Source organism: Pseudactinotalea sp. HY158 (assembly GCF_009660225.1).
GTDB lineage: Bacteria > Actinomycetota > Actinomycetes > Actinomycetales > Beutenbergiaceae > HY158.
Genome location: NZ_CP045920.1, coordinates 3,141,700 through 3,156,487, shown reverse-complemented (window position 1 = coordinate 3,156,487; position 14,788 = coordinate 3,141,700). Strand labels below are relative to the sequence as shown.

The following is a 14,788-nucleotide window of genomic DNA, read 5'->3' as shown; positions in this document are numbered from 1 at the left end:
GATCACACCGCACGGCGGCGGCATGAGAAGCCGCAGGGAGGTATCCGGAAGACGAGTGGCCGACCCCGCACCATCCGGCACCTGGGTGCGCTGGACCCCATCTGCTCGTGTTGGCGGCACCCAGGTCCCTCGGCAGCCGCCATATGGGGGCGCTACACCCCACGTGGCCGTGTCGAGGCCGCCCAGGTTGGGTGCGGAGGCTACTGGTCGGCGAGCGGGGTGTGCATGAGCTGGACGACCTGCACCCCGCGCCGGGTCACGAGCTGGGCGCGACCCGGATCCCCGGGCTTCGGCTTGACGTTCTTGACGAGGGGCCCCTCCGCCGGCGACCCGGCGAGGATGAGCCCCGGCGAGGCGAGGTCCGACAGCGACTGGATGACCGGCTCGTAGAGCGACTTCGCCGCCCCGCCGGCGGAGCGCACGAGCACGACGTGCAGGCCGATGTCACGGGCCTGGGGCAGGAGCGGCACGAGCGGCAGCAGCGGATTTCCCTGGGAGGTGGCCACGAGCTCGTAGTCGTCGACGAGTAGGAACACGTCCTTGCCCGTCCACCACGAGCGCGCCCGCAGCTGATCGGCGGTCACGTCCGGGCCGGGGAGCCGGCCACTGAGGAAGGCCGCGAGATCCTTGATCCCGGCCATCGCGTTCGGGGCCGTGCGGTAGTAGCCGGCCAGGTACTCGTCGGGGATCGCGCCGAGGTGCGCGAACCGGTAGTCCACCTGGAGGATCTGTGCCTGCTCCGGGGTGTAGAGCCGCTGGATCTCGGCCGCCATCGAGGCGATGAACGTCGACTTGCCCGAGCCGGAGTCGCCGAAGGCGTACACGTGCGGTTCGACCCGTGGATCGATGCCCACACCCGTGAGCGCGGCCTCCTCGACCCCGAGGAGGAGCTGATCGCCGGACGGGGCCGCGGCGAGCACGTCCGCCGGCGAGACGTCGGTGGGCAGCAGCCGCAGCTTCGGGCCGGGGGCCTTCGTCCACGCCTTGTTCACCGATTCGATCAGGTGGTCCACCCCGGGGGCGAGGACGTCCGGCTCCGGGCGGCCGTCGATCCTCGGAAGCGCCGCGAGCACGTGGTGGCCCGAGGCGATGAGGCCCCGGCCCGGACGGTCGGCCGGGATGTTCGCCGCGACCTTCCGGTCGATGTCGGAGTCCATCGGATTGCCGAGCTGCAGCTCGAGTTTCGTGCCGAACAGGTCCTTCATCTGGGTGCGGAAGTTCATCCACTGGTTCGCGGAGGCGAGGACGTGCAGCCCGAACGTGAGGCCCCGGGCACCGAGTGCCTGGATCTCACTCTCCATGTCGTCGAACTCCGAGCGCAGGGTGGGCCACCCGTCGACGATGAGCACCACGTCGCCCCAGCCGTCGTCGACCCGGCCCTCGGCCCGGCGCTGCCGGTAGGTCTCGATCGAGTCGATGCCGTGGGCCACGAAGTACTTCTCCCGGGCGTTGACGATCCCGGTCACCTCGGCCAGCACCCGGCGCACGACGTCGGGCTGGCTGCGGGAGGCGACCCCGGCGACGTGCGCCAGGTCCGCCAGCGGGGCGAACGTGCCGCCGCCGAAGTCCATGACGAAGAACTGCACCTCGTGCGGGGTGTGCGTGAGCGCGAGCCCCGTGACCACCGACCGCAACGCGGTCGACTTGCCCGTGCGCGGGCCGCCGACGACGGCCATGTGACCACCCGCGCCCGCGAGGGAGAAGCGCAGCACCTCCCGGCGCTGCTCGAGCGGCCGGTCCACGATTCCGAGCGGGAACGTGAGCACCCCCGCCTCCCGCCAGCGGCGTGAGACCAGGCCGAGTTCGCCGTCCACACTCAGATCCGGCATGAGGGCGTCGAACGTCTCGGGCACCTCGAGCGGCGGCAGCCACACCTGGTGCGCCGGCAGCCCGTGCCCCTTCATCCGGGAGACCGCGATGTCGAACGTCACCCGCTTCTCGGCAGGTTCGGCCGGTCCAGCGGGCCCCGCGGGTATTGCCGGCACCGGCTCGACCTCCTTCGTGGCCGAGAGCACCGGGGCGGCGGTGAACGCCTCCACCCGCACCTGCGTGGCCTCCGTGCGCACCGGCGTGGCGCGCCGGCGGGCCTTCGGGGGCGCGGAGACGTAGGCCGCGCGGAACTGCAGCAGCGTGGTCGAATCCGGCTTGAGGAACCCGTGCCCACCGCCGCCGGGCAGCTCGAACGCGTCCGGCACGCCGATGACGGCCCGGGAGTCGGCGCCGGAGAAGGTCTTGAGGCCGATCCGGTACGACAGATGGGAGTCGAGCCCGCGGAGCTTGCCCTCCTCCAACCGCTGGGTCGAGAGCAGCAGGTGGATGTGCATGGAGCGGCCGAGCCGCCCGATCTGCGTGAACAGGTCGGCGAAGTCGGGCTTGGCGCTGAGCAGCTCGGTGAACTCGTCGGCCACGATGACCAGCGCCGGCAGCGGCGGCAGGTCGGTGCGGCCGCTCGCCTTGCGGGCCTTCTCGTAGTCGCCGACGTTGGCGAAGTTCCCGGCCGAGCGCAGGAGCTCCTGGCGGCGGATCATCTCGCCCTGCAGGGCGTCGGCCATGCGGTCGACGAGCGTGAGCTCCTCGCCGAGGTTGGTGATGATCGCCGACACGTGTGGCATGTCCGCCATACCCGCGAACGTGGCCCCACCCTTGAAGTCGACGAGCACGAAGTTGAGCGCCTCGGAGGAGTGGGTGAGCGCGAGGGCGAGCACGAGCGTGCGCAGCACCTCGGACTTGCCCGAGCCGGTGGCGCCGATGAGCAGGCCGTGCGGTCCCATCCCCTGCTCCGCCGACTCCTTGAGGTCGAGGGAGATCGGCTGGCCCTGCGGGCTCAGGCCGATCGGGACCCGGAGCCGGTCGCGGGCGAGCCGGGGACGCCAGGCGACCTCCGGGTCGAAGTCGCGCACGTCCGGCAGCCCGAGCAGGTCGGTCAGCTCGGCCGAGACCGCCGTCCGCGGGCCCTCGTCGCTCTCCTGCTCGAGCGCGAACGGGGTGAGCCGACGCGCCGTCGCCTCGGCCTCGGCGATGCTCATCCGGTCGGCGAGCGCGTCGGTGGCCTGCCGGGACCGCTGCAGCACCTGCATCGGGGTGACGTCCGCGCCGCCGGCCGCCGCGACCGGGTCGAAGAGGCGCAGCCGCACCGTGTTCCGATCGCGCAGCTCGTCCCACTGGGCGGGCAGGTCGATCAGGGTGACCCCGGCGACGCCGTCCCGGGTCGCGATCGGGTGGTCGTCCGGCAGGTGACCGCCGTCGACGACCACGACGAGATGCGGGAAGACCTCCGCCCCGGGCTGGAACCTGGGCCGGTCGCCCACGCCCGGCGGCAGGTAGTCGGAGATGTCGGAGAACGCGGCCCCGATCATCCGGGTACGGCCCACGGCGTCGTGGGCGTGCAGCGAATGGGTGTGCGGCAGCCACTTCGCCCATTCCCACTGGGGCAGGGCGTCGGGGCCGGCGAGGATCGCGATCTGGAGGTTGTCGGCGTCGATGAACGTGGCCAGGTGGCACAGCATCGCGCGTGTGAGGCTGCGGACCTGGGTCGCCTGCCCGAGTACCTCGATCCGAGCGACGTCGCGCAGGTTCACGCCGAAGGGCACGGCGCGCAGGTTCTGGTGGGTCGTGACGAACCGGTGCGCGGCGGAGGCCGAGACGGGGTCGATCTGCGCGACCGGCGCCGGCGGGGGCGGCTCGAGCGTCAGGGCGAGCCGGGTCGTGGCGCGGCCGATCCGAACGTCGTAGGCGTCGGGCGCGGTCACCTCCCGCTCCCACACGCGGGTGCCCTCCTCGGCGACGACGGGCAGCGCCCATGGATCGGGCAGCATCCAGTGGGCGTACTGGCGCTGCCGATCAGCGGCGGTGCGCACGGTCGCGCGCAGGTCGGCCAGGTAGGCGAGGTATTCGCGCCGGTTCCCGGTGACCTCGCCCGTGTGCTTGGACTTCTGACGCCAGATGTTCATCCCGACCATCGACAGCGCCATGAACAGGAACATCCCGCCCATGATGTAGGCGCGCACCGGGTTCGAGGAGGAGTTGAACGCGATGAGGGCGACGGATCCGAGCGAGCCGATCATCGGCACGGCCATCATGAGCGCATTGCTCGCACCCTCGGGCTTGGCCAGCTCCGGGGGCGGCTGCAATGCGATCGATCCGCTCGGCACCTGCGGCGGGGCGGGCCGCGGCCCGGATCGAGGGTTCATCCACTGCTCCCAACTCGTGCCGGGCGCGGTCGGCGCCCCGGCGATGATCGGCATTCAGACTACCGGGCGAGGCCCGGCCGCGCGGGCGCCGTCCATGGGTCGAAGGCCCCATCCCGCGCGGGCGATTGCGTGCGCGAACGGGCGGATCCGCTCGTTAGACTCACCCGGTGAGTGAGACTCCGGGGCCGCCGGGGGGAAGCAGGCAGGAGTGAGTGTGAGCGAGACGGCACATCGGGCGAGCCGGCTGACCCTTGCGCTCCTGGGCCCCACGGGCCTGCGCGACATCGCCGTCGGGGTCGAGACGACCCCCGCCGATCTGCTGGCGAGCATCGATCACGGCCGAACCGATCTCGTATTGACGACGTCCGCCGGGGTCGCCCTCGATCCCCACCGCGGCCTCGGGGATCAGGTCTCCTCCGGTGCGGTGCTCGGCTTCGCGGTCGCCGGCTCGCTCACGACGGGGAGTCGGGCGCTCTCGGAGCGCGCCGGCTGGCAGGGGATCGAGCCCCGGTATCGATTCGTCGCGTCGGGACGGCGCACCCTCGTCGGTCTGCTCGCTGCGGTCGCGGCGGTGGTCGTCGTGATCACCCAGCTCGAACATGTCGTGGCCTCGACCCAGGTGGAGTGGCTGCGGTGGGTGAGCGGGGCGACCCTCGGGGCCGCAGCCGCGGCCGTCGCCGTGCGGCGGCACCCGCAGCTGGTGACGGTCCTCATCGGGCCGCTCCTCGGACTCGGGGCCGGGGTGGCGTGGGCGCCGTGGCAGGTGGCGGCCTCGCCGGTGAAGGCCGTGGCGCTGGCCCTCACCGTCGGTGCGCTCTGTGCCGCCCTCGTGGCCGTGCTCCGATACGCGGTGAGTCGGCGCCAGGATGCCCGGGAGGGCTCCGCCGGGCGGGTCACCGCCGCCGCCTCGCTCGTGGCCGCGATCGTGTCGGGGGTGGCGATTGTGGCGGTGCTGTGCCTCCTCGTCGGTGCGGCGCCGGCCACCACACCCGTCCTGCTCCTCGGCTGCGCACCGCTCGTGCTGCGGGCCCTGCCCGTCGTCGCGCTCCGGATCCCCGACGAGGAGATCCTCGACCTGCCCGTCATCATGAAGTCGGTGCGCAGTGTCCGGGCCACGATGCCCGCCTCGCCGCGGCGCATCCGCACCCGGTGGGTGGCCGAGCACGTCGAGGCGGCCGCCACGAGCCGGTTGGCGGGGGTCATCCTCCTGTGCACCCTCGCGGTCCTGGTCGCGCCGGCCGTGATCGTGCGGGCGCGCCCCGCCGGCGTCGTCGGTTGGGCCGCGATCGGAGCGGTCGCGTGCGTCACCCTCGTGCTCGGGCTGAGCCCGCGGTCCTGGGCCGGGGGGCCCACGAAGGTCATCCCGCGGGTCGCGCTCGTGATCGTGCTGCTCCAGGTCGCCCTGCTTCGGCCGGGAGGTGAGCCGGGGCTGCTCGCGGCGGCGGTGCTCATGGGGCTCGCGGCGCTCATGCTCGTGGTGATGAGCCCGGTGGCCGCGGGCTTCCGGTCGGTGCGCTGGTCCCGGGCGGGCGATATCGTGGAGGCGATGGCCGTGGGGCTCGTGCTGCCCGCGACGCTGCTCGCGGCAGGGGCGCTCGACGCGCTCCCCATGCTCACCGCGAACTGATCCCACTCCCAGACCCGCGTACACCCCCGAACGCCCCCTATATGCCCCCCAGAGGCCCCCAGAGGCACCGAGAGGACCGAGCGATGAGCGTCCACGCGCCGCAGCGACCGCGGTACGCGCCCATGCGGCAGTTGCCGGTCTCGGTGGTCCATCCGCCCGTCGGACGTCGACTGCTCGCGCAGCTGTGCGACACGGTCGTCGTGCTCGCTCCCGGGGCGGTTCTCGTCGTGCTCACGGGCAACCTCGTGCTGGCGGCGATCGTGTCGTTCGAGCTCCTGCTCGCCCAGGTCGTCTCGGAGGCGAGGTGTGGAGCCACCCTCGGCAAGTGGCTTCTCGGCCTTCGGGCGGCGAAGGTCGACTCCCTCTACGCACCCGGGCTCCTGCGAGCCGCGGGGCGCTCCCTCGTGCTCGGCCTGGGCCATCTGGTCGCCGGCCTCGGCCAATTCGTCATGATCGCCGCGGCGGCCGGGGACAAGGACCGTGGGCAGGGCTGGCACGATCGCGCCGCCCGCACCACCGTGCTCGACGTGCGCGCCGGGATTCGGGCCAGCGCGTTCAGCGGCGCCCCGCAGGCCGATCGCGGCGCCGACTCCGCTGCCGGCTCCAGTACCGGCCCCGGCGCCCACCATCCGACCGCAGCGGAGGAATCCGGACGTCGGGCCGGCTCGGGCGGGACTCCGGAGGCGTTCGCCCCGGCCGTGCGGCCGGCGCCCGCTCCCGTCATGCCGCCCGTGCCGCCGGCGGCATCGGCCCCACTCGTTACGCCGCCTCCGATGCCGCCCTCGGTGCTGCACGAATCGGCGGCGCCACAGCCGCCGGCCGCCTCGCCGGCACCCGCCTTCCTCCGACTCGTGGGGGAGGGGACGGCGCCGATCCGCGTGGGAGGGACCGTCTTCGTCGGCCGCGCGCCGGTCGCCCCGGCCGGGGAGGCGGCGACCGCGGTGGCGATCCACGACGATCGGCGTTCCCTCTCGCGCACCCATGCGCGCCTCGAGGCGCGTGCCGCCGAGCTCGTGATCACCGACCTCGGCTCCGCGAACGGCACCTTCCTCATCGCGGCCGACGGGAGCGCGCAGCAGCTCGAGTCCGATCGGCCGGTGGCGGTACCGGCCGGGACGACGTTCGCGCTCGGCTCCAAGGTCTTCACCGTCCACGCGGGCTGACCGGGCGCGCGCACGGCGCGTCGGGCGCCATCGTTTACACTGCGAAGGGCGCTACGGGGAGGCCTCGTGGGGTCGGCCGAGTGGGACAACCGAGCGGGACAACCGAGTCCAGGAGGACTGAATGCCGAGCAAGGACCGGCGCCGGAGCATGTCGATCGTGCTCGCGGCCGGCGTATTGATCGCCGCGAGCGGATGCGGCGACGGCCGACCCGAGGAGCCGACGACCGCCCCCGCGCCCACCGTCGAGCCGACGACGGCCGAACCGACGGCCGAACCGACGCCGGAGCCCACCGAGGCCACGCCGACCCCGGCGGAGATCCCGAACGCCGGGCAGGAGGTCCGGGTGGAACCCGGGGATGCGGTTCCGTTCTACGACTTCAGCCAGAGTTTCGACAGCCCGCCACACGTGGCCGACATCCGGGTGACCGGGGTGGAGTGGGATTGGAGTCCGCCGGGCGATGCCTCGGATCTGTGCGAGTACGATCCGGCCGACGGCCGCTACGTCGCGGTCGACCTCGCGATCGAGTCCAACGCCGCGGCCGAATCGTACGGGACGCCCTTCAGCGGCGAGGACATCGTGATCACGGACGACGCGGGCGAGCCTGCCGCGGACTATCGTGACTGGGAATCGCTCGCGTGCATGAGCCCGGGGGAGGAGATCACGGTGTCGCTCGAGCAGAACACGAGCTATACGGGGGCCCTCCTCTTCGTGGTCGAGGAGGACGCCTCCCAGCTCCGGGTGGACTTCCATTTCGACCGGGAGGGTGTCACCCCGACCTTCGTGTGGCAGCTGAGCGACTTCTGAGCGAGTCGCCGGCGGCCACGCCGTGAAGGCGTCGCGGTGGTATGACGACGGCCCGGCGAGCAGGTGCTCGCCGGGCCGTCGTCGTCTGGCCTCAGAGTAGGTCGTCGGTGTCCATCGTCGCGGGAGTCGCGTGCTCGCGCACGCCGGCCCCGCCGCCGGGCCCGAGGTCGACCGCGGCCTCTTCGGAATCCAGCTGCAGCGCCTGCAGGCCGAGGCCGCGCCGCTTCTTCTTGTCCGAGCCGCGGCCACCGGCCCCACCCATGCCGCCGGCCGCCATCGCAGCGCCGCCGCGGGATCCCCGCCGCAGCGCCCTGGCCGGCGGGCATCGCGCCGCCGCGGGCGCCTGCTGCTCCGCCCGTACCTCCGCGCGCCGCCCGGGCCGCCACCGATCACGCCGGCGCGGGCCCCGCCCGCGGCTCCGGCTCCGGGCGCCCCGAGCGCCGAACCGCCGGGCACCATCCCGGCCCCGCCCCGCGCGCCGAGCAGGCCGCCGAGGCCACCGCCGCCGAGTCCGCGTGCGGCGAGCAGGCCCGCCCCGCCGACCGCGGCGCCCGCGCCGATTCCGGACACGAGCCCGCCGCTGCCCCCGCCGGCGCCCCCGCCGTCGAGGCCGGAACCGGCGCCGCCGCCGGGCCCGTAGCCCGTGCCGCCTCCCGGCTCATAGCCCGTGCCACCGCCGCCGGGGGGATGGCCCGTGCCGCCTCCCGGGGGAGAGGTGGGATCCGTGCCGATCTCGGGAAGGGGCGTGAGTGGATCGCGCGGCCCGATCGGAGGAGACACCTCGTAGGTCGGCGGCTCCCACCCGCCGGGGAGGGTCGGCGGACGCCCGACGTGGATCGGGTCATCGCCGGTGCCGCCGCCACCGCCGCCTGGGCCGGGGAAGGTCGGGCCGTCGGGAAGCTGCGTCCCGGGGGGACGCACGCCGATGACACCGGGACCGGTCGGCGGTCCCCAGGGGAAGGAGCCGACGCCCCCGCCGGGCGGGAGCCCGCCCGGACTGCGCGTGGCCGGGCCGCCGGCGTCCCTCGTGGAACGATCCTCGAAGGTGATCCCGCCGAGCGCACGGTCGTAGCGCTCCCGGGCGATCGCGGCCTCCTCCTCGCGGGCCTCCTCGACGAGGCCCGCCTGCCACAGCCGCATGTCCTCGGCCGGGAAGTGGCCGCCACCACCGAGGATCGAGTAGACGTTCTGCACGCCGAGCTCCCGGGCGGCGATGAACGGGCTCTCGCCCTCGGGCGGGAGGGAGTCGACCGCCTGGGTGGCGTCGCGCATCGCCGCGACCGCGAGGTCGGCGTTGTCCTGCGACTTCGCCACCTTCGTCTTGAGGCTCTCGAACCGCTCGTCGATGAGGTCTGCCGACTCGCGGAAACGCTCGGCGATCAAGCCCTCGATCCCGGTGCGAGAGCGCATCTGCTGCAGGCTCTCCTGCGCGCCTCCCAGGGAGTTGAGCGAAGACGACAGGTTGTTCTGATCCGTCCTGCGCGACCATGCCCCGAATCCGGAGTAGCTGGTGCGGATCCTGTCGAGGTAATCGTAGTGCTGGCCCATGAATCCTCCTCAGACCATCATCGGGATGGGACCCATGCCGGGGATCGCGATCACCGCGCCCTGGATATAGGTCGGGTCCGCGTCGAGACGAGCGCTGAGCAGCTCGAGACCCTGCTCGGTCTCCTCGTCGATGTCCTCGAGCTCGGCGCCCGCCTCGACGAGCGCGTCTCGAAGGCCCTTGAGCTCGGTCCAGATCTCGTCGATGTCGCGCTGCATCTGCTTGACGGTCAGAGTGAAGTCCTGCCGGAAGGACGCGCTGCCCGACACCGCCGCCCAACTGGTCTCCCCCTGGCTCCCGACCGAATGGACGAGGTTTCGGGGGTGATCGAACTCGTCCACGAGTGTGCCTAGGCGCCCGAGGGCGGACTTGAAGTCCTCCTTGTCGACCACGAGGTCGGTCATCCTGATTCCTCTCACTGCTCGGCGTTCGAGATGCTGCGGTGACGGATCTGCGCGAGATCGTCTATCGACGACGGCACGCGTCGAACCCCGGGGTGGGCTTCGACGCGCGCCGGCGATGCGGGTGGTGTGCTCAGCCGCCGAAGCGCTGGGCGTTGCGCTGTTCGGCGTTCTGGTAGTCGGCGTTGCCCTGGGAGACGGCGCGGCCGATGTCGCTCAGGAGGAGCTTCATGTCGGTGATCGCGGAGGACCACTGGGCCTTGGCCTGCTGGTAGGACTCGGCGGCCGCACCGGTCCAGTCCGCGCGCAGGGGCTGGAGGGCGGAGTCCATCTCGGACAGGCGGGTCTCGATCCCGCCGGCGCCGGTCTGGATGTCGGCGGCGGCGGCTTCGATGGCCCCGAAGTTGGCTTTGAACATGTGTCTGGGTTCCTTTCCGGCCTCAGCCGAGCCGGCTGGAGAGGCTGTTCATCGCCGAGGACTGCGTGTCGTCGGTGGAGGTGTAGGTCGTCTGCGAGCTGGTCAGGTTCTGTTCGAAGGTGTCCAGCGCGGAGGTGATCTTGCGGGCGTCGGTGCGCCAGCGTTCCATGAGCATGGTGAAGGCGGAGGCGCCCTGGCCCTGCCACTGCGCGCCGATGCTGGCGAGCTTGCCCTCGAGCTGGTTGAGCTCTGTGTTCAGTGATGCCTTCGCGTCGGCGACCACCTGCGCGCCCCGCTGTAGGGCGCCGTCTGCTGCGGAAACCTCGGTTGCCACAGTCACCTCCCGTGTTCGGGCCCCTCATCCGGGCCGGTTCCGACCACCGCCTGTCGGGGTGGCCGCCGTCGATCCGCTCGACGGCACGCACCAGGGTATTGCCTGCCGTTCGACGGCGTCGATGGGCAGAGGTACCCGACGGGGTGGAGCGTGCCCGGGCGGCACCGGGGCGCGGCCCGGCCGTTATGCTGAGGGCCGTCCACCGTCGACCCGTGAGGAATCCGATGACCGAGGCGCCAGCGCACGCATCGAACGAGCAGGCACATGTGTTCGGGCAACTGCTGCGGATCTCGGTCGTCGCCGGCGACCGGAAGGTCGACGTGGCCGCGCCCCGGAGCGTTCCGATCGCCGAGCTGATCCCGGGGCTGGCCCGCACGATGGGCCTCCTCGAGGCCGGGACCGCCTACGGCGGCTACACGCTCACGACCGCCGACTCGGGCAGCCGCCTCGACCCGGCGCTCAGCCTGCACTCGCAGGGGGTCACCCCCGGCGACGTGCTCACGCTCACAGGCGGGGCGAACGCTCCGACCGAACCGTCCTACGACGACATCGTCGAGGCCGTCGCGGACGCCGTCGAATCCGAGCACCGGCCCTGGACGCCGCAGGACTCGGCGATGACGGCGCTCCTCGCGGCCACCGCCCTCCTCCTCACCGGAGCGGTCCTGCTGTTCGGCGGCGGGGCGCCGGCCGCCGGTGCCGCCGTGATGAGCGGGAGCGCGGCCCTGCTGCTCCTGGTCAGTGCCGTCGTCCTGAGCATCGGCGCCCGGGTCCCGGCCGCCCCGGTCGTGCTCGTGCAGGCCGCCGCGGTCTTCGCCTTCGTCGCCGGCTACCGCGGACTCCCGCGCGCACAGGACGCGAGCGCCTGGGGGATGCCGCTGCTCGTCGGCGGCGCGGCCGTGCTCGGCACGGGCCTCCTCGGGCTCCTCCTCATCCGCCGGAACCGGGAGTTCGCGATCGTGCCCGTGGTCTGCGGCGCCGGGCTGGCGATCGCCGGATTCGGGGTCGAGCAGCTCGGCCTCTCGCCCGACGAGGCGTTCGCCATCGTCGTGGCGGTCGCGGTCCTCGCGGGCCTCGCGATCCCGTGGCTCGCCCTGTCCACCACCCCGCTGCGCGTCATCAGCCCGCGCGACGACGAGGAGGTCTACGCCGACGTTCCGCCGGTGGAGCGGCCCGAGATCGCGGCCGGGTACGCCCACGGCCACCGGGTCCACATCGGCCTGCGGGTCGGTGCCGGCCTGCTCACGCTCATCGCGATCCCGGCCGTCGTCGGGGGCGGCGCGATCGGGACCCTCCTCATGGTCTCGGCGTTCGCGGGAATGCTGCTGAGCGTGCGGGACTCCTACTCCCGGGTCGATGTCACGGTCGTCGTCGTCGTCGCGATCAGCGGCCTCGCGGCCACGGGCCTCACCTCGGCCCTGCTCCACCCCGACTGGCGCACCACGTTGACCATCGCGGTGGGGGCGGTGGCGATCGCCGTCGTGGCGTTCACGCTCGTGGCCCCGCGCCCGCGCCTCTGGCTCGGACGGCTCGCCGACGCCGCCGAGTTCGTCAGCATGGGGGCGCTCATCCCGCTCGTGGTCGTCCTCATGCGCTGGGGAGCGTGATCGGTGGCATCGAAGAAAGAGCTCATCGCGGCCCAGGGATTCTCCCGACGCCGGCTGGTGACGGCCTTCACGAGCGGTGCCCCCGGCGGCCGCGAACTCGAGCCCTCCTCACCGCTCGCGGGCATCATCGTCGGGGTGGTGATCAGCGTGCTCATCGTGGTCGGCTCGCTCGCCGTCGGCCTGTTCGGCGGTCGGGCACCGCAGGGCTGGGACGAACGCGGTCTCGTCATCGTCGCCGACAACGGCGCGCGGTACGTCGCGCTCAACGGCACCCTGCACCCGGTCGCCAACCTCGCCAGCGCCCGGCTGCTCGCGGGTGAGGACGACGGCACCCTCGCCATCGCCACTCTGAAGGAGTCCCAGCTCGGCGACACCCCGCGCGGCAACGTCACGGTCGGGATCCCGGGCGCGCCCGACGCCCTCACCCCCGCCGACTCGCTCACCCAATCGGGATGGACGGCGTGCATCGCCTCGGGCGGCGGCGTCGCCGTGAGCGTCCCGGCGGCCGAGGACGCCACGCGGGCGACGACGGTCCCGGACCCGCGCGGGGCGCTCGTCAAGGCCGAGGGCGGCGGCGACCTGTTCTACATCTGGGGCCCCTACCGCTTCCCGATCGCGGCCGTGGACGCGGGCCGGGTCGACCTGGCGCTCTCGACCGACCGGAACCAGGCGGTCGAGGTCCCGGGGACCTGGCTCAACCTCTTCGTCGAGGGGCCGGCGATCACCCCGCTGACGATGCCCGGTTCCGGGCAGCCGCTCTCTCCGGCCGCGACGGCGGCCACGGGCATGGGCGACGCCCTCACGGTGGGCAGCGTCGTCGTCCTCACGGATGCCCAGGGCAACGCCGACGGCACCTACGCCTTCACGGCCGACTCCGAGCTGGCGCCGCTGACGGATCTCGCGCTCAACCTGTACGACCGACCCGAGCGGGTGCCGCTGACGTTCTCCGAGGCGGAGAGCCTGCGGCGGCTGCCGAGCGCGGAGATCGTGCCCCGGGAATGGCCCACGGCCCAACCGGAGCCGCTCACCGGCGCCCCGTGCGCCCAGCTGCAACACGCCGACGACCAGGGCCGGGCGAGCACGGAGCTCGTGGCGGCGACCGAGGCCCCCGAGGCCGCGGGGATCACGGTCGCTCCCGGGGCGGGCGCGCTCGTGGCCCTCGGAAGCGCCCAGGGCGGCTGGGGCCTCGTGGACGAGTCGGGCACCCTGTACCCGATCCCCGCCGGGAAGCCGACGGCGCTCACCCTGCTCGGCTACCCGGACGTGGATCCCCCGCGCATCGCGGCCCCGTGGGCGGCGCTCTTCCGAGACGGCCCGCAGCTCTCGGCCGACGCGGCCCTGGCCGGGGCCGGCACCTGATGACCGGACGCGCCGCGCGCGCGGCGGCCGCGGCCGTCCTGGCGGCCGTCGCGGTTCTCGGCACCGGCCCAGCGGCGCTCGGGACAGCCGGGGCACAGACGTCGGGCGGCTCCGAGGGCGCAGACGGCTCGGATGAGGCGGGCGCCCCGTCCTGCGACGTGGAGTCGCCGCGGCTCGTGGCCGAGGCACCGACCGCGATCGCGGATCTGGGATTCGACCGTGCCTGGACCATCACCCGGGGCCACGGGGTGTCGGTGGCCGTGGTCGGCACCGGGATCGCGCAGGAGAACGCCCACTTCCCGGCCGACGCGGTCACGAGCGGTGCCGACGTCGTGCGGGCAGGTGAGCCCGCGTCGCAGGACTCGGACGGACTCGGCACAGCCGTCGCGGGCATCATCGGCGCCCGCGGGCTCGAGGGGTCCGGCGTCATCGGCGCGGCACCCGAGGTCACCCTCGTGCCGATCCGCGTCGGCTACGGCGAGGGCGGCGGGAGCGACCGGGACACGCTGCAGCTGACCGTGGCCCGGCTCGCCGCCGGTATCCGCGCCGCAGCGCAGGACGGGGCCCAGGTCATCGCGGTGCCGGCGGCCACCACCCGGGATTCGGCGGCGCTGCGCTCGGCGGTCGAGGACGCCACCGCGGGTGGGGCACTCGTCGTCGCCTCGGCCGGCAGCTCCCGCGACATCGAGCGCCAGGCCGGCTGGGACGAGGAGTCCGGCGCCGCCTCGGCCGGCCCCGGCGCGGCCTGGTATCCGGCCGCCTATCCCGAGGTGCTCGCCGTGGCGCCCGTGACCGAGACGGGGGCGGCCGCCCCCGGGGCGGCGCCGGGCGGGCCGTGGGTCGACATCGCAGCCCCGGGCCAGAACGCGCCCACCACGTTCCTCGCAGCCCTCGACTGCATCCTCGGCGCCGACCCCGATCCGTCCTATGCCACCGGGTACGTCGCGGCCGCCGCCGCCCTAGTGGCCGGGGCCTTCCCGGATGCGGGCCCGCAGGAGTGGTCCTACCGGCTCGAGGCGACCTCCTCCGGGGCCGTGACCGGCACGTTCGACGAGACGGTTGGGTGGGGGGTCGTCAACCCGTTCGACGCCCTCACCCTGTACATCGACGGGTCCGCCCCGGGGCCGACCCCGCCCGCCTCCGTGGCGGGGAGTCGGGAACGCCCCACGGTTCCCGCCGCCGAAGTGGACCTGAGCCGGGTGGTCGATCCCGACGAGGCGGCCCACGAACGGATGCTCTGGTGGGTCCTGGGCGGGCTCACCGTCGTCGGGCTGCTGCTCCTGCTCACCCGCCGCCGGCCTGCGAGCTGAGACGTGGGTCACGGGCGATCCCGGTGCGGTT

The 14,788-nt window shown here is 73.5% G+C and carries 11 protein-coding genes; 6 read left to right on the top strand and 5 right to left on the bottom strand.

Translation table 11 applies throughout. The annotated features are described in order from the left end of the window. Positions 1-200 precede the first annotated feature (200 nt). Positions 201-4,244: a type VII secretion protein EccCa gene (eccCa, locus tag GCE65_RS13915; protein WP_228759964.1), complete on the bottom strand. Its 4,044-nt coding sequence runs from the start codon at positions 4,242-4,244 to the stop codon at positions 201-203. A gap of 160 nt (positions 4,245-4,404) precedes the next feature. Here eccCa and GCE65_RS13910 point away from each other — a divergent pair, with 160 nt between their 5' ends. The 3 genes from GCE65_RS13910 to GCE65_RS13900 all read left to right on the top strand — a co-directional run bounded on the left by GCE65_RS13910 (position 4,405) and on the right by GCE65_RS13900 (position 7,785). Continuing rightward, positions 4,405-5,817 carry a hypothetical protein gene (locus tag GCE65_RS13910; protein WP_153878797.1) on the top strand — a complete coding sequence of 471 codons (1,413 nt, stop codon included), beginning with the start codon at positions 4,405-4,407 and terminating at the stop codon, positions 5,815-5,817. Positions 5,818-5,900: 83 nt separating this feature from the next. Next, positions 5,901-6,980, top strand: coding sequence for an RDD family protein (locus GCE65_RS13905; protein ID WP_194928720.1), 1,080 nt, complete (start codon positions 5,901-5,903; stop codon positions 6,978-6,980). Positions 6,981-7,101: 121 nt separating this feature from the next. Then, a complete protein-coding gene (locus GCE65_RS13900; RefSeq protein ID WP_153878795.1) occupies positions 7,102-7,785 on the top strand; it encodes a hypothetical protein in 684 nt (227 codons plus the stop codon). 91 nt (positions 7,786-7,876) lie between these two features. On the opposite strand, the gene GCE65_RS13895 is transcribed toward GCE65_RS13900, so the two are convergent. From GCE65_RS13895 to GCE65_RS13880, 4 genes are all read right to left on the bottom strand, one after another. Next, on the bottom strand, positions 7,877-8,062 hold the full coding sequence (locus GCE65_RS13895; protein WP_153878794.1) for a hypothetical protein: 186 nt from the start codon (positions 8,060-8,062) through the stop codon (positions 7,877-7,879). 1,280 nt (positions 8,063-9,342) lie between these two features. Next, positions 9,343-9,735 carry a hypothetical protein gene (locus tag GCE65_RS13890; protein ID WP_152909724.1) on the bottom strand — a complete coding sequence of 131 codons (393 nt, stop codon included), beginning with the start codon at positions 9,733-9,735 and terminating at the stop codon, positions 9,343-9,345. A 130-nt stretch (positions 9,736-9,865) separates the two neighbouring features. Further along, the gene (locus GCE65_RS13885) at positions 9,866-10,150 is read right to left on the bottom strand and encodes a WXG100 family type VII secretion target (RefSeq protein WP_153878793.1); all 285 of its coding nucleotides are present in this window, start codon (positions 10,148-10,150) and stop codon (positions 9,866-9,868) included. 22 nt (positions 10,151-10,172) lie between these two features. After that, positions 10,173-10,484, bottom strand: coding sequence for a WXG100 family type VII secretion target (locus GCE65_RS13880; RefSeq protein WP_153878792.1), 312 nt, complete (start codon positions 10,482-10,484; stop codon positions 10,173-10,175). A 224-nt stretch (positions 10,485-10,708) separates the two neighbouring features. Between GCE65_RS13880 and eccD the strand changes: the two genes are divergently transcribed. From eccD to GCE65_RS13865, 3 genes are read left to right on the top strand one after another with little or no spacing between them, the layout of a single operon-like run. Next, entirely contained in the window at positions 10,709-12,088 is a 1,380-nt protein-coding gene (gene eccD, locus GCE65_RS13875; protein WP_194928719.1) for a type VII secretion integral membrane protein EccD, read from the top strand. A 3-nt stretch (positions 12,089-12,091) separates the two neighbouring features. After that, positions 12,092-13,447 (top strand): type VII secretion protein EccB, encoded by a 1,356-nt coding sequence (gene eccB, locus GCE65_RS13870; protein WP_153878790.1) that lies wholly within the window; start codon positions 12,092-12,094, stop codon positions 13,445-13,447. Next, positions 13,447-14,757, top strand: coding sequence for a S8 family serine peptidase (locus GCE65_RS13865; protein ID WP_153878789.1), 1,311 nt, complete (start codon positions 13,447-13,449; stop codon positions 14,755-14,757). Before eccB ends, GCE65_RS13865 begins: the two co-directional genes overlap by 1 nt. Positions 14,758-14,788: the final 31 nt, after the last annotated feature.

Coding starts and splice junctions, on each gene's coding strand:
- GCE65_RS13865 (WP_153878789.1), top strand. CDS start 13,447: ATGACCGGACGCGCCGCGCGCGCGGCGGCCGCGGCCGTCCTGGCGGCC.
- GCE65_RS13900 (WP_153878795.1), top strand. CDS start 7,102: ATGCCGAGCAAGGACCGGCGCCGGAGCATGTCGATCGTGCTCGCGGCC.
- GCE65_RS13885 (WP_153878793.1), bottom strand. CDS start 10,150: ATGTTCAAAGCCAACTTCGGGGCCATCGAAGCCGCCGCCGCCGACATC.
- eccD (WP_194928719.1), top strand. CDS start 10,709: ATGACCGAGGCGCCAGCGCACGCATCGAACGAGCAGGCACATGTGTTC.
- GCE65_RS13890 (WP_152909724.1), bottom strand. CDS start 9,735: ATGACCGACCTCGTGGTCGACAAGGAGGACTTCAAGTCCGCCCTCGGG.
- GCE65_RS13905 (WP_194928720.1), top strand. CDS start 5,901: ATGAGCGTCCACGCGCCGCAGCGACCGCGGTACGCGCCCATGCGGCAG.
- eccCa (WP_228759964.1), bottom strand. CDS start 4,244: ATGCCGATCATCGCCGGGGCGCCGACCGCGCCCGGCACGAGTTGGGAG.
- GCE65_RS13895 (WP_153878794.1), bottom strand. CDS start 8,062: ATGGCGGCCGGCGGCATGGGTGGGGCCGGTGGCCGCGGCTCGGACAAG.